The sequence below is a fragment of the Ruegeria sp. CH11 genome, assembly GCF_056537105.1.
The window spans coordinates 51,109-64,754 of record NZ_JBQFQX010000005.1 but is presented as its reverse complement, the minus strand read 5'-3'; the positions used below and the strand labels follow the sequence as shown (position 1 = coordinate 64,754).

Here is a 13,646-nt window from a genome sequence, read left to right as displayed (position 1 = left end):
GCCCCGACCAACCATTCGAGGACCAAGATGAACGCTCAGGACGGGATCTCCCCCGAAATTGCTGAAATAGATCGCATAGTGGCGCGCGCGCGAAAGGCGCAGGCGGCATTTGAGGCAAGTGCCAGCCAGGCGCTGTACGACAAGGCGGCGCTGGCGGCGGGCTGGGCCATCATGGAACCGACACGCAATCAAGCGTTGGCCGAAATTGCCGTCGAAACCACGGGTCTGGGCAACGTGCCCGACAAAATCACAAAGAACCACCGCAAGACGCTGGGCTTGTTGCGGGATATTGCGGACGTTAAAACCCAAGGCATCATCAGCGACGACCCGGCGACGGGAATTACCGAGATTGCCCGGTCGATCGGCGTCATAGGCGCGGTCGTCCCCTCGACCAACCCTGCCGCTACGCCCGCGAACAACATCATCAATGCTCTCAAGGGTGGCAATTCCATCGTTGTGGCACCGTCGCCCAAAGGAGTGGCCTCGTGCGAGATGCTTCTGGGTTATATCCACGCTGAGTTTGGCAAACTGGGGCTGGACCGAGATCTGGTACAGATGATCCCCGCACCCGGGTCAAAGGCCAAAACACAACGGTTAATCGAAACTGTTGATCGGGTGATCTGCACCGGCAGTCAAAACAATGTCCAGCGTGCGCAGTCCTGTGGCACGCCGGCAGTGGCGGTCGGCGCTGGCAACGTCACAGTGATTGTGGACGAAACCGCCAATCTGCAAGATGCCGCTGCCAAGATCGCTGCGTCCAAATGTTTCGACAACGCGACGTCCTGCTCATCCGAAAACGCGCTGGTCGTAGTGGACGCGGTTTATGACGCCTTCATCGCTGCAATGGCCACCGAAGGTGGTGTTCTCGTGCCGTCATCGCAAGCAAACGGCATTATTTCACGGCTCTGGCCAGACGGTCACCTCAACCGGTCCGTTATTGCGCAGGACGCCGACAAGATGCTCGACGCCCTGGGGATGGCAGGCAAAGTCCCTGAAGGAACCCAGTTTCTTGCGGTTGAGACCGATGGTATCGGCGTGGATCATCCTTTGTCGGGCGAAAAACTCAGCCGGGTTCTGGCGCTCTATCGCGCGACGGATTTCAACGCTGCCAAAGAAATTGCTGCCCGCATTCTGGCGCATCAGGGGGCGGGGCATTCTGTCGGAATACATACCGGCGACGTCGCGCGCGCAATTGAGATGGGGCGCGAACTGCCAACATGCCGGGTGATCGTCAATCAGGCGCATACGTTCGCCACCGGCGGCAGCTTTACCAACGGGATGCCCTTTTCGTTGTCGATGGGCTGCGGCAGTTGGGGTGGAAACTCGATCGATACCAATCTGCACTGGCGGCATTTCGTCCAAACCACCAAGATCGTGCGCGAAACACCGCCGCGCGAACCCGCCCTAGACGAGATTTTCGGCACGTACTGGTCGGAGGTCGGCCAATGACCAACCCGCCCGAAGGCACCATCCGCGATTGGTTGGATCACCGAGCTATTCAGGGTGGCACCGGCTTCGTCTTCCCGGACGGCGCAGCAGACCTGACTTGGAGCGAACTGCGTGAAACTGCGCGTCGTGTTGCCGTCATGTTGACCGACTTGGGTGTGGAAAAGGGTGAAAGTGTCGCCATCCTCTACCCAAATTGTCGCGAAGCGTTGGAGGTTCTTTTCGGCGTTCTCTACGGCGGATTTCGGGCAACGATGATCAATCTCGTTGCCGGCGACAGTGCCGTTTCCTATGCGCTGGACCACAGCGGTGCGCGCTATGGCTTCGTACATTCCGATCAAATGGATCTGTTCGCGCGAACTGCGGTTCCCGCAAAGATTACTGCGCTGCAAACCTCGAACGCCCGGGATACCGGCAGCAACCTGCATGGCATCTCATCAAACAGTCATGCGCTATTGATGTACACTTCGGGGACAACGGGACGCCCGAAGGGGGTTGTGCACACCCACGCCAGTTTGCTGGCAGGTGGTTGGACAACAGCGGTTGCGCACCAGCTGACCGAGGCTGATCGCGGGTTTTGCGTGTTGCCGATCTACCATATCAACGGGCTGTGTGTGACGGTCATCGGCACCTTGGTTTCGGGTGGTACACTGGCCATGTGCGAAAAGTTTTCCGCCAGCCGATTCTGGGACAATCTCGGCAAGGTTGGCGCAACGTGGTTCTCGGTTGTGCCCACCATCATTTCTCATCTGCTGCACTCGGACACCAGCCCGGATGCCAGCACCCGACAACGCGTGCGTTTCGGGCGGTCCGCATCCTCGGCCCTTGCCCCGGACGTTCAACGCAGTTTTGAAAATCGCTTCGAAATTCCGATCATCGAAACCATGGGCCTGACCGAAACCGCAGCGCAAATTCTGTCGAACCCGCTGCCTCCGGGCATTCGCAAAATCGGGTCGCCCGGGATCGCCTATGGAAACGAAGCGGGGATTCTGGACGCCGATCTTAGTCCTGTGCCGTGCGGGACCGAGGGCGAATTGGTCATTCGCGGTCCCAACGTGATGCTGGAATACCTCAAGGATCCCGACGCGACTTCGAGCACATTTACCACCGATGGGTGGTTACGCACCGGTGACCTCGCCCGCATGGATGAAGACGGATATGTCTTTGTCACCGGGCGCTTGAAAGAGCTGATCATCAAAGGCGGGGAGAACATCGCGCCCCGCGAGATTGACGAGGCACTTTATTCCCATCCCGACGTTGTCGAAGCAGCGGCGTTCGCGCGCCCTTGCGCCAGTTATGGCGAAACAGTTGAAGCTGCGGTTGCAATTCGCGAGGGGTCTGCAGTGACCTCAATGGACCTGTCGAAGATCTGCGAGGCCCAGGTCGGCCGGTTCAAATCGCCCGATCGTGTCCATTTTTTGCCAGAACTGCCAAAAGGGCCATCGGGAAAAATCCAACGCAACCGGATACTTGAGATCGTTACAGCGCAAACTGACGGCTCAACCACGTAATCAAACTTGCGCATCGCCCGAAAGATATCAGGCCTAAGAGGGTCGTTCTAGGCCAAGCGCCGCAACAGCCTCTGTCGCGGTCAGAGCCCAACGTTCTTGCAACGCATTGTTTTCGTTGTGACGCAGGCCGTAGGCGTTCAAAAGCGCAAACCGTTTGGGGTCGTCGCCACCAAACGAAATGGCCACGCGCGGCCACCAATAGTCGACTGACCTCTGCATCTGCGCAGCCTCACCGCGTTCGACCAGTTTGAGCGCGCCCTCCAGCGCCAATTCGCCGTGATGCGCCTCGGTCGGGGCGATGGTTCGAAACGCTTCGGCCAATGGTTGGTATGAAACCATCGAGAACTCTGCCAGTTGCTCGGCCACAGCGCGGCTCATCAGCAAGTTCATCACCACTGCGTCGACCCAACCCTCGATCGGGTAGTTGAAGACCGCAAGCCGCATGTCGTGTTCGCTGCGCGTTGCACCGATATCAGCGTCGCGATCCAGGCGCGCGGTCCAAGGGTGATGCCTTGCATATCGTTGCGTATCGGCACCGAATTCACCCATGAGGTTAAGGACCCGATCAGCATGGTCGGTCTTTTCAAGAACGATCCGGGCCGCAGCGATACGCTCTTTGATACCAGGCCCCTGATTAATAACGTCGGCGAAACCGGCCGCCCCAGCCAGTTCACTATCGACAAACGTTGCCATCAGTTTCATCAACTCGGCGCGATAGCGCGGCGGCACATTCGTTGGGTTTGTCAGCACTCCGCCCGCAGCGAGATAGGTGTCGATTGACATGGCTTCGGTCATTGGTCCTGCTCCTTTACTGGTCGTAGTCAACGACCACGCGGTCGGTCACCGGAAAGGACTGGCAGCTGAGAACATAGCCCTTTTCGACCTCGTAATCCTCGAGTGCGTGATTGGCGAGCATCTCGACCTCGCCTTCAAGCACCTTGCAGCGGCAGGTCGAACAAACCCCGGCCTTGCAGGCATATGGCGCGTCAATCGCGTTTTCCAACGCTGCCTCTAGTATGGATTGATCCTTGGGCATGGTGACGGATTGCGTGGACCCATCCAGCGTGATCGACGCGTTTGTCTGGTTTGCTTTCTTATCCGCATCCACCGCACCCGTTTTGCGCTTGGCGCGTCCTGGTTGTGCGCTGGCAAACAGTTCGAACTTGATCTGGTCGTCTTCCAGCCCGTGTTCGCGTAAGGCCGCGGCAATGCCCAGCATCATGGGTTCGGGGCCGCAGATGAATGCGGTGTCCACGTTCTGAATGTCGATCCAATGCTGAAATAGCTCGCCGCATTTTTCCTGTGTCACAAGCCCGGTGAACAGGTCGATTTCCTGCGCGTCTGTTTCGAGAATATGAACCACGGTCAAACGACCCATATAAAGGTTCTTGAGATCCTCGAGCTCTTCTCGGAACATGATCGTGTTGATGCCTTTGTTGGCATAAACCAGTGTAAAGCGCGCCTGCGGTTCGCGGGCCAACGTCGTTTTCAGGATCGAAAGAACCGGCGTGATCCCTGACCCTCCCGCAAAGCCCAGATATTGCTTTTCTGCCTGCGGATCGATCGGTGTGTGAAAGCTACCCATTGGCGGCATCGCCTGCACGACCTCGCCCACCCGAAGATCCGTATTTGCCCAGCTTGAAAATGCGCCACCGTCGACACGTTTGATCCCGACCTGCAAAATACCGTCGTCCTTACCCGCGCAAATGGAATAAGACCGGCGCAGTTCCTCGCCGTCAAAGTCACGACGAAAGGTCAGGTACTGACCAGCCGTGAATTCGAACTGATCCGCCGCGCCATCCGCAGGTTCCAGCGTCACGACCACCGCATCCCGGATTGTCTTGTGGATGTCTGTGACCTTCAGGTCGTGGAAACGTGCCATCCTGGGCTCCTCCTCAGATGCACTTGAAATAGTCGAATGGCTCCAGGCAGTCGGTGCAGCGCCAATGCGCCTTGCACGGGGTCGAGCCAAACTGGCTGACCTTCTCGACCGCCTTGCTGCTGCAATGTGGGCAACGCTCGGGGCCACCTGCCGGTTGCGGCGGTGCTATACCGTATTCTTCAAGCCGCGCTCGACCCTTGGTGCTGAGCCAATCCGTAGTCCAGGCAGGCGATATGCTGGTCTCGATCTGCACATCGGTGATCCCGTGATCGCGCAGCGCCGTTTCGATATCCATGCTGATCACAGATGTCGCCGGACAACCGGAATAGGTGGGTGTAACCGTCACCTTCAGCGCTCCGGCATCCCAGCAGACGTCCCGAACAATGCCCAGATCGACCACCGAAATCACCGGGATCTCGGGGTCGGGAACTGCGTCCAGCCATTCCCATATCTCGTCGGTCGACGCGTGTTCCATGTCATCTACCAGCTGGCACCGGGATAGGCGCGTTGCAGCCACTGCATCTGCGTCAGCAAGTGACCCAGATGCTCGGTGTGCATCCGCCCGTCACGCCCGCCTTTGTGGGCAAAATCGCTGTCAGGTATCGTCAGTGTCGCATCAGTCAATACCCGCTGCACCAGCGCGTCATATTCGGCCCGAAGATCGGCAGGGTTCGGTGCGATGCCCGCCGCAACCATCTCGGCGTCGATCTCATCACCGGCAAACATCTCGCCCACATAAGGCCAGAGATAGTCCAGCGCCGCCTGCATCCGATCATGGCTTTCCTCGGTTCCGTCACCCAGACCGACAACCGTGTCGCTTGACCGTTCCAGATGATAGGCCACCTCTTTACTGGCTTTCGCCGCTATGGCCGCGACGCGATCGTCCGAAGACACCAGCAGACGCCCCAGCATGATCGAGTGCCAGGCGTCGAACAGAAACTGACGCATTAACGTACGCCCAAAATCCTCATTCGGGACTTCAACGAGCAGAACATTGCGAAAATCCCAAACGTCGCGCAGAAACGCCAGATCGTCGGCGGATTTTCCGCCATCGATCTCACCCGCCAATCCCAGCCACATCTGCGTCTGCCCGATCATGTCCAGCGCGGTGTTTGCCAGCGCTATATCTTCCTCAAGCACGGGCGCTTGGCCGCACCACTCACTGACGCGATGCCCCAGGATCAGGGTATTGTCTCCCATCCGTAGCAGGAATTGCTGGAAAGCCTCGGCGCTTGCCATCACATCGCCCCTACGTCTTCGGGGATGTCGAAAAAGGTCGGGTGGCGGTACACCTTGCTTTCGCTGGGCTCGTATAGCGGGCCTTTGTCGCCTGGTGATGAGGCCGAGATATTGTTGGCTTCAACCACCCAGATCGACACACCTTCGTTGCGGCGCGTATAGACATCGCGCGCGTTCTTGATCGCCATTTCCGCGTCGGGTGCATGCAATGAACCCACATGGCGGTGACTCATCCCATGCTGGCCACGGATGAAGATTTCCCAAAGGGGCCATTCGTTTTTCATGCGTAATCCTCCTTGGGGTGCTTATTCGGCCGCAACTTTCTGGTCGCGTTTCTTGCGGGCATGCGCCAGCAGACCATCACGCACCCACTTTCCGTCGTCCCAGGCTTTGTTGCGCGCCGCCAATCGGTCGACATTGCAGGGGCCGTTGCCTTTGATCACATCAAAGAATTCAGTCCAGTCGGGTTCCGAGAAGTCATAGTGCCCGCGTTCCTCGTTCCATGTTAGGTCTGGATCGGGAACGGTCAGTCCCAGATATTCGGCCTGCGGTACGGTCTGGTCGACGAATTTCTGGCGCAGCTCGTCATTGGTGTTGATCTTGATCTTCCACGCCATCGACTGCGCCGAATGGACCGAGTCCTTGTCGGACGGGCCGAACATCATCAGCGACGGGTACCAGAAACGGTTCAGTGCATCCTGCGCCATCTTGCGTTGCTCGGGCGTGCCTTCAGCCATTTTGCGGATAGCATCATAACCCTGACGCTGGTGAAAACTCTCTTCCTTGCAAATCCGGATCATTGCGCGCGAATAGGGTCCGTAGGAAGTACGCTGAAGCGGAACCTGGTTCATGATCGCCGCCCCGTCGACCAGCCAACCGACGGCACCGATATCAGCCCAATTCAACGACGGATAGTTGAAGATCGATGAGTATTTCATCCGCCCGTCCAGCAGCATTTCAGTCAATTCATCGCGGCTGACACCCAGAGTTTCAGCCGCACAATACAGGTACAACCCGTGCCCGGCCTCGTCCTGCACCTTGGCAAGAAGGATCGCTTTGCGTTCAAGCGTCGGCGCGCGGGTGATCCAATTGCCCTCGGGCAGTTGACCGACGATCTCGGAATGGGCGTGCTGTCCAATCTGACGGATCAGCGTCTTGCGATACGCCTGCGGCATCCAGTCCTTGGGCTCGATCTTGATACCGGCATCGATCCGCGCCTGGAATTCGGCAAGCTTCTCCGGGTCATCATTTGACGCCTCGGATTTCACCATCTGTGCGTACATGTCCCGTCTCCTTTCCTACAGTCCCGATCGAAGCCCCAACTGCATATGATCCCCTCGCCCGCCGCGTCACAAATGAATCGGCTGGTTCGAGCGGCGAATTATTAAACCGTCTGGTCGGTTTTTAATATCACGCGCGATTCGACGCAAGCCTTATGTTACCAAATCAAAGCTCGACCGACATAGTTGTAACATATCATTGCAATCTACGCGACCAGTTCTGCTTCCAAAGTCTCAAGCGTGCTGCGCGGCAGTCTTTCCAGCAGCCCGAAGACCGCCTCACGACAAGCAGCGCCCTTCCAACCGGTCGGCAAAAACATGTCGGGCAGGTTCGGGTGACGCAGAACCAAACGCCGCCAATTGTGAACGATCAGAACCCGCAACACCGCCTTCTTGACCGGGTCGCCCGCCCCTTCTGAGGGCAAATTACGGTCCACGACCTGAACCGTGTCCCAGAATTGCTCATATGCGGTTTTCAAAGCGTCCGGCCCGCAGATGTCTCGCACCCAATTCGGAACGGTGCCCGTGCTGTCTTGAACGGCAAATAACTCTTCCAGACCCTCTGGGGCCGGGCCCGCAGCCATGGCAGTGGACGCGTTCAAAGAAACATAATCGCCCACCTGCATGATGACCGACAATTCCTTGCGGGACGTGTCCGTGCTGCTGGCAATCAGCAGGTGCCAGGTATCGGGCGCATCCAGATCGCGACCATAAATCCGGGGCGTGGCAGCCGCGCTCTGACGGCGGCCATACTCCGTCAGGCGATGTACACTGTTCCGGCCGATCCGGGTGCTTTCGATCCAGCCTTCCTTGCGCAGACGATGCAGAGCAACCCGCGTCGCTTCGGCCTTGATGCCCGCAAGTCCGGTCAATTCCGAGATCAAGGCGCCGCTGATCTGATCCTTCTCTTTCTGGGCCAGATCACCGAAGATCGTCACCAGCACCGACCACACACGCAGTGTGCCCGAGCCAGTCAGCTGGGCAACACAGGTTTCAAACCAATCGGGTGCCGCATCCTTCATGCGAATAGTATACTCTGGCCGCAGCGAAACCGCCATGCGGCCCGTTGCCGTCAATAGGCGACCATAGTCAGAAGGTCATATTCCGCAACGGCTTCACCATCCTGCTGGGTCAGTGTGACGTGCCAGCGGACCTCGCCATACGCGTCACCACGACCGGTCTTGTTCTTGACCGTCAGACGCACCTTGATGGCGTCGCCAGCCACGACCGGCTTCATAAAGCGCAATCCTTCCAATCCAGTGTTGGCCAGAACCGGGCCTTCGTTCGGCTCAACGAACAAACCGGCGGCGAACGACAACAGCAGATAGCCATGTGCCACACGTCCTGGAAAGAATGGATTCCGTTCGGCCGCTGCCTGATCCATGTGGGCATAGAAAGTATCGCCAGTGAATTCGGCAAAATGCTCGATATCATCAAGCGTTACAATGCGCGGATCGGTATGAATCGTCTCACCAATCGCCAGCTCGTGGTAGTGGCGCGTGAACGGATGCGCCGGTCCTTCTATTTCGATCGAACCCGGCACCCATTTCCCCCCGATCGCAGTCAACAGGTCTGGCGAGCCCTGAACGGCAGTGCGCTGCATATAATGTTTCACACCCCGTACGCCGCCCATTTCCTCGCCCCCGCCAGCACGACCTGGGCCGCCATGAACCATGTGCGGCAGGGGTGAGCCATGGCCGGTGGATTCCTTCATCGAGTCGCGATTGTTGAAATAGAGCCGTCCGTGATATGCCCCCGCGCCCATCGCAACCTGTCTGGCGACAACGGGGTCTCGGGTGATGACCGACGCCACAAGCGAGCCTTGCCCCCTGTTCGCTAGCTCGATCGCATGATCAAGGTCGCGATAGCCCATGATCGTGCTGACCGGGCCGAAGGCCTCGGTATCGTGAACCCGTTGCGCTGCATCCGGATTGGCGCAATGAAACAGCATCGGCGGAAGGAAGGCGCCCTTGTCCGCATCAGCGCCGTCTACAATGAAATCGTCGGGATCGCCAAAGACCCGCTCGGCCTCTTGCCCGATGATCGCGGCCTTTTCCAGAACGTCATGCTTCTGTCCGTTTGAAACCAGCGCGCCCATGCGCGTGGTCTCAATCTTCGGGTCACCTATGGATGTTTTGGCCAACCGTGCGGACAAGGCGTCGATCACCGCCTGGACCTGGTGTTCAGGTGCAATGATGCGGCGGATCGCAGTACATTTCTGCCCCGCCTTTGTCGTCATTTCGCGCTGAACTTCCTTCACGAACAGGTCGAACTCGGGTGTACCTGGCTCCGCGTCAGGGCCAAGGATTGAACTGTTCAAACTGTCCTGTTCGGCCACGAACCGTACCGATTGTTCCAGAATGCGCAGGTTCGAGCGCAGTTTTTGCGCAGTCTGGGCTGACCCGGTAAAGCTGACCACATCCTGCATCGTCAGCCGGTCAAGCAGGTCGCCCAGCCCTCCCGAAACCAATTGAAGCGCGCCAGCGGGCAGAATGTTCGAGTCCAGTATAAGCCGGACGCACAATTCGGTGACATAGCAGGTGCTTGTCGCCGGCTTCACGATTGCCGGAACACCGGCAAGCAGCGTTGGGGCCAGCTTTTCAAGCATACCCCAAACGGGAAAGTTGAACGCGTTGATATGAACCGCCACGCCATGTAAGGGGGTACAGATATGCTGACCAAGAAAGGTCCCGTGGCGCGATAGCTGCTCGACCTCACCGTCAAGGTACACTTGGCCGTCCGGCAACTCGCGACGTCCTTTCGAGGCAAAGACGAACATCGTGCCGATGCCGCCGTCGACATCGATCAAGTGGTCGGATTGCGTTGCGCCTGTGTTGAACGACAGATCGTATAGGGCCTGTTTGTTCTGGCCTAAATGGGTCGCTAGCGCCTTGAGCATTTTTGCTCGGTCATGAAACGTCAGTTTGCGCAGCGCTGGCCCACCAACATTGCGCGCATAATCCAGCACTCCCTGCACATCCAGCGCGGTGTTGCCAGCCGTTGCAATGACCTCCCCGGTCACCGCGCTTGCGATAGAGCGGGCGCCTTCGCCGGGCGGAATCCACTCACCTGCTGCGAAACTTGATACCTGTTGGATCATTTTGAGCGTCTCCTCATCCCTGTATGGCATTTCGCCAGAAGATGTGTGCGTCTTGGTTTTGGTTTATATTTAACCGTACGGTCGGTCAATAGTTTTGACGACCACGCCCCGAAACCGAAACCTCAAACATGCGCCGGAAGCTGAGCGAACCCACGAAACCGAATACGAGCACCCCGTTTGGCCCCTTCGTTGATCCGGTAGTCTGGAAAGCGTTTCAGAAATCGTCCGACCGCCACGATGCCTTCCATCCGTGCCAGCGACAGGCCGACACAGGTATGGGGCCCACCAGCGAATGCGTGGTGCTTGTTGGGACGGCGATCCAGCAACATCTCGTCCGGCCGGTCAAACTGACGCGGGTCCCGGTTGGCGGCGCCAATACACAAATGGACATCTGTGCCTGCTGGAATGGTCTGGCCGTGGAACTCTACATCCTGTGTGGTCAGGCGGTTGCCGAACTGGTTGGGACTTTCCAACCTTAGAAACTCGTCGACCGCTGTGGTGATCAGATCCGGATTACCCAACAACTCTGCCCGCTTGTCGCGATGTCGGTCCAGCAAGTCCAACGCATTGCCGATCAGGTTCGTTGTCGTTTCGTGGCCCGCATTCAGAATGAAGATGCAGTTCTGATACAGTTCCGTTTCGCTTAGACCGCCGTCTGCATCGTCCTGCAACAACCGGGTCAGCACGTCCGTCGTGGGGTCGCCAGGATGGGCCCGACGGTCGTCGATCACATGTCGAAGAAACGCCTTGAACTCCAAAACGGCCTCGTTGCCCCGCGCCTCCTGCTCTGACGTCAGCTTTGGTTCCAACGCACCAAGGATGGCCAGCGACCAGCCTCTTAGCGGGTCACGTTCGGACCGGGGAATGCCCAACAGGTTGCCGATGATTTCGATCGGGATTGCCCCTGCAAAATCCTCGATAATCTCGACATCCTGTCTGTCCTGCATTTGGTCCAGAAGGCTGTCGACCAATTCGATCAAGCCCGGCTCCATCTGCGCCAGCGCACGGGGGTTCATGGCCCCGACCATCACGCGACGCACTCGGGTATGAAGCGGGGGGTCATTGAACACCAAACTGGTCGTATGGTGTTCGTACAAAGGGCTCCCGACTCCATATTTTGGCCCAAACACAGTTTTTTTGTCAGAGATGAACCGCGTGGTATCCCGATATACCCGATCCAAATCCGCGTAGCGCGACAGGATCACCGACCCGTCGGGCTGCGGGCAGACGGGCATGTCCTCTCGTAGTTGGGCATAGTATGGGTACGGATCCGCGTGAAACCCCCTCGGCAGCGCGGTGAGCGAAAAGGTCAATGGCCCATCGCCCCCATTTGTTCGGGCAATACCAGGACAAGCCACGGCACCAGTACGATCAACGCCAACCGGAAGATATCTGCCACCCAAAATGGTGTCACACCTTTGAAAATCGTTCCGGTCGATACATCACCCACAACACCTTTCAGAATGAAAACGTTCAGACCGACAGGCGGTGTTATCAGGCTGATCTCGGTCACGACAACGACGACGATGCCGAACCAAATGGGATCATAACCAAGCGACGTCACCAGTGGGAAAAAGATCGGGACGGTCAGCAATAGCATGGAAAGCGATTCGAATACGCAGCCCAGAACAATGTAGATGCCCAGGATCATCAGGATCACGGCAAAGGGCGGCACATCGTAGGCTGTCACCAAGGCGATCAACGCCTCGGGCAAGCCTGCAAGGTTGATGAAGTTCGAAAATATCTGCGCGCCGATCAGAACCGAAAACAGGGCCGCTGCGGTAAAGGCGGTTTCTTTCAAGACCTCGAAAGTCGATCCCAAAGTCAGTCCGCCTCGGGTCAAAGCAATCAGAAAGGCACCCATGGCCCCCATGCCCGCTGCCTCAGTCGGGCTGAAGGTCAGGTTCAGCGGGTAAAAGTCGAAAACACCGTACAGACCGCCGATCACCAGAAAAAACAAAAGCAGGACCGCCCAGACGGACCGCAAGGCCGACAGCCGTTCGCCCCAGTCGTGGCGCTCGCCCGCCGGACCCGAGGTGGGTTTGCGCCAAACCGTCCAACGAACAGCGAACAGATAGAACAAGATACCTAGAACGCCGGGAAGAATACCCGCGACAAAAAGCTTGCCGATCGAGGTTTCGGTCAGCAGTCCATAGATCACAAGGATCACCGATGGCGGGATAAGAATACCCAGCGTTCCCCCCGCGGCGATTGATGCGGTCGACAGTTCATCCGAATAGCGATAGCGGCGCATTTCGGGCATGGCGACCTTTGACATTGTTGCTGCCGTCGCAAGCGAGGACCCGCAGATCGCCGAGAATCCGCCACAGGCCGCAACCGTTGCCATCGCGATACCGCCGCGGAAGTGCCCAAGAAAGGCATTGGAAACCGCATAAAGCTCGCGCGCCAGACCCCCTTTGTTCACGAACAACCCCATCAGGATGAACAGCGGAATGACTGACAGGCCGTAATCCTGGGCGGTATCGGTGATCTGGCGACCCACCATGGACATGGCGGCCTTGAGCCCGCGTTCGGAAAAGATGCTGCCACCGCGCTCATAGGCGAAGCCCAGCGTGCCGACGAGCCCCATCGCAAAAACGATGGGAAGGCGCACCAGCACCAGGATGAGGACAAGGGCGAATCCGATCAGTGCCGCTGTCATTTAGGCTGCTCCGATAACGAATGTGGGGCAAAGATGAGCAACAGGCCGGTGACGATCATTGCGGCGGCCGTGATTGCGGTCGAAGCGGTGATGAACCATCCGACGTAGAACACCGGGATCGACAGATACTCGGTCACGTCGCCATATTCACGCGCGCGCTCGGACAGGATCCAGACGCGCTGGATCGGCCAGATCAACATGACGCCCGAGGCCAGATACACGACAGCATCCCGGGCACGGCTCAGGCGCAGTCGCGAAAACAACCCGTCCGTCAGGTCAACCGCGATCTGGCCCTGTGACGCCGAGATCATCGGCAAGACCGAAAACACGAGGATGGCCATCAGAATGCGCGTCAACTCTGTTGCCGCCTCAATCGGAGCGTTGAAAACCGATCGCAGGACGACATCACAGAATGTCATCACCATCAGAACGAATAGCGCCACACATGCCAGCAGCGTGGGCGCAAAGCTAATGCGACGCGCAATAGTCACAAGGTTGTGCATCATAGGATCCCAGCGAATGAGAA

Annotated in this window: 13 protein-coding genes; 2 read left to right on the top strand and 11 right to left on the bottom strand. The window is 58.1% G+C overall.

What is annotated here, in order from left to right; genetic code table 11:
* The first annotated feature begins 27 nt into the window (after positions 1–27).
* Both sauS and ACR0LX_RS10045 read left to right on the top strand, forming a co-directional pair.
* Positions 28–1,449 (top strand): acylating sulfoacetaldehyde dehydrogenase, encoded by a 1,422-nt coding sequence (gene sauS / locus ACR0LX_RS10050; protein ID WP_480783598.1) that lies wholly within the window; start codon positions 28–30, stop codon positions 1,447–1,449.
* Positions 1,446–2,957 carry an AMP-binding protein gene (locus tag ACR0LX_RS10045; protein WP_480783597.1) on the top strand — a complete coding sequence of 504 codons (1,512 nt, stop codon included), beginning with the start codon at positions 1,446–1,448 and terminating at the stop codon, positions 2,955–2,957. The genes sauS and ACR0LX_RS10045 overlap by 4 nt, the downstream gene beginning before the upstream one ends.
* Before the next feature lie 33 nt (positions 2,958–2,990).
* Here the strand turns inward: ACR0LX_RS10045 and ACR0LX_RS10040 are convergent, their stop codons facing one another.
* The 11 genes from ACR0LX_RS10040 to ACR0LX_RS09990 all read right to left on the bottom strand — a co-directional run bounded on the left by ACR0LX_RS10040 (position 2,991) and on the right by ACR0LX_RS09990 (position 13,623).
* A complete protein-coding gene (locus ACR0LX_RS10040; RefSeq protein WP_480783596.1) occupies positions 2,991–3,752 on the bottom strand; it encodes a Phenylacetic acid catabolic protein in 762 nt (253 codons plus the stop codon).
* 13 nt (positions 3,753–3,765) lie between these two features.
* Positions 3,766–4,839, bottom strand: coding sequence for a 2Fe-2S iron-sulfur cluster-binding protein (locus ACR0LX_RS10035; protein ID WP_480783595.1), 1,074 nt, complete (start codon positions 4,837–4,839; stop codon positions 3,766–3,768).
* Between the two features lie 13 nt (positions 4,840–4,852).
* Entirely contained in the window at positions 4,853–5,314 is a 462-nt protein-coding gene (gene paaD / locus ACR0LX_RS10030) for a 1,2-phenylacetyl-CoA epoxidase subunit PaaD (RefSeq protein WP_480783594.1), read from the bottom strand.
* Positions 5,315–5,319: 5 nt separating this feature from the next.
* Complete coding sequence (paaC, locus tag ACR0LX_RS10025; RefSeq protein WP_480783593.1) at positions 5,320–6,078, bottom strand: 1,2-phenylacetyl-CoA epoxidase subunit PaaC; 759 nt, start codon at positions 6,076–6,078, stop codon at positions 5,320–5,322.
* Positions 6,078–6,362 (bottom strand): 1,2-phenylacetyl-CoA epoxidase subunit PaaB, encoded by a 285-nt coding sequence (gene paaB / locus ACR0LX_RS10020; protein WP_480579038.1) that lies wholly within the window; start codon positions 6,360–6,362, stop codon positions 6,078–6,080. The genes paaC and paaB overlap by 1 nt, the downstream gene beginning before the upstream one ends.
* 21 nt (positions 6,363–6,383) lie before the next feature.
* The gene (paaA, locus tag ACR0LX_RS10015; RefSeq protein ID WP_480783592.1) at positions 6,384–7,361 is read right to left on the bottom strand and encodes a 1,2-phenylacetyl-CoA epoxidase subunit PaaA; all 978 of its coding nucleotides are present in this window, start codon (positions 7,359–7,361) and stop codon (positions 6,384–6,386) included.
* A gap of 203 nt (positions 7,362–7,564) precedes the next feature.
* Complete coding sequence (locus ACR0LX_RS10010; protein ID WP_480783591.1) at positions 7,565–8,416, bottom strand: PaaX family transcriptional regulator C-terminal domain-containing protein; 852 nt, start codon at positions 8,414–8,416, stop codon at positions 7,565–7,567.
* A gap of 14 nt (positions 8,417–8,430) precedes the next feature.
* A complete protein-coding gene (paaZ, locus tag ACR0LX_RS10005) occupies positions 8,431–10,458 on the bottom strand; it encodes a phenylacetic acid degradation bifunctional protein PaaZ (RefSeq protein ID WP_480783590.1) in 2,028 nt (675 codons plus the stop codon).
* 122 nt (positions 10,459–10,580) lie between these two features.
* Positions 10,581–11,693 (bottom strand): cytochrome P450, encoded by a 1,113-nt coding sequence (locus tag ACR0LX_RS10000; protein WP_480783589.1) that lies wholly within the window; start codon positions 11,691–11,693, stop codon positions 10,581–10,583.
* 74 nt (positions 11,694–11,767) lie between these two features.
* Entirely contained in the window at positions 11,768–13,120 is a 1,353-nt protein-coding gene (locus ACR0LX_RS09995; protein ID WP_480783588.1) for a TRAP transporter large permease, read from the bottom strand.
* Positions 13,117–13,623: a TRAP transporter small permease gene (locus ACR0LX_RS09990; RefSeq protein ID WP_480783587.1), complete on the bottom strand. Its 507-nt coding sequence runs from the start codon at positions 13,621–13,623 to the stop codon at positions 13,117–13,119. The genes ACR0LX_RS09995 and ACR0LX_RS09990 overlap by 4 nt, the downstream gene beginning before the upstream one ends.
* Positions 13,624–13,646 lie beyond the last annotated feature (23 nt).

Excerpts from the sequence above, each read along its gene's own strand:
- ACR0LX_RS10040 (WP_480783596.1), bottom strand. The coding sequence starts at position 3,752 with ATGACCGAAGCCATGTCAATCGACACCTATCTCGCTGCGGGCGGAGTG.
- paaD (WP_480783594.1), bottom strand. The coding sequence starts at position 5,314 with ATGGAACACGCGTCGACCGACGAGATATGGGAATGGCTGGACGCAGTT.
- paaB (WP_480579038.1), bottom strand. The coding sequence starts at position 6,362 with ATGAAAAACGAATGGCCCCTTTGGGAAATCTTCATCCGTGGCCAGCAT.
- ACR0LX_RS10000 (WP_480783589.1), bottom strand. The coding sequence starts at position 11,693 with ATGCCCGTCTGCCCGCAGCCCGACGGGTCGGTGATCCTGTCGCGCTAC.
- ACR0LX_RS10035 (WP_480783595.1), bottom strand. The coding sequence starts at position 4,839 with ATGGCACGTTTCCACGACCTGAAGGTCACAGACATCCACAAGACAATC.
- ACR0LX_RS09990 (WP_480783587.1), bottom strand. The coding sequence starts at position 13,623 with ATGCACAACCTTGTGACTATTGCGCGTCGCATTAGCTTTGCGCCCACG.
- ACR0LX_RS10045 (WP_480783597.1), top strand. The coding sequence starts at position 1,446 with ATGACCAACCCGCCCGAAGGCACCATCCGCGATTGGTTGGATCACCGA.
- paaA (WP_480783592.1), bottom strand. The coding sequence starts at position 7,361 with ATGTACGCACAGATGGTGAAATCCGAGGCGTCAAATGATGACCCGGAG.
- ACR0LX_RS09995 (WP_480783588.1), bottom strand. The coding sequence starts at position 13,120 with ATGACAGCGGCACTGATCGGATTCGCCCTTGTCCTCATCCTGGTGCTG.
- ACR0LX_RS10010 (WP_480783591.1), bottom strand. The coding sequence starts at position 8,416 with ATGGCGGTTTCGCTGCGGCCAGAGTATACTATTCGCATGAAGGATGCG.
- paaZ (WP_480783590.1), bottom strand. The coding sequence starts at position 10,458 with ATGATCCAACAGGTATCAAGTTTCGCAGCAGGTGAGTGGATTCCGCCC.
- paaC (WP_480783593.1), bottom strand. The coding sequence starts at position 6,078 with ATGGCAAGCGCCGAGGCTTTCCAGCAATTCCTGCTACGGATGGGAGAC.
- sauS (WP_480783598.1), top strand. The coding sequence starts at position 28 with ATGAACGCTCAGGACGGGATCTCCCCCGAAATTGCTGAAATAGATCGC.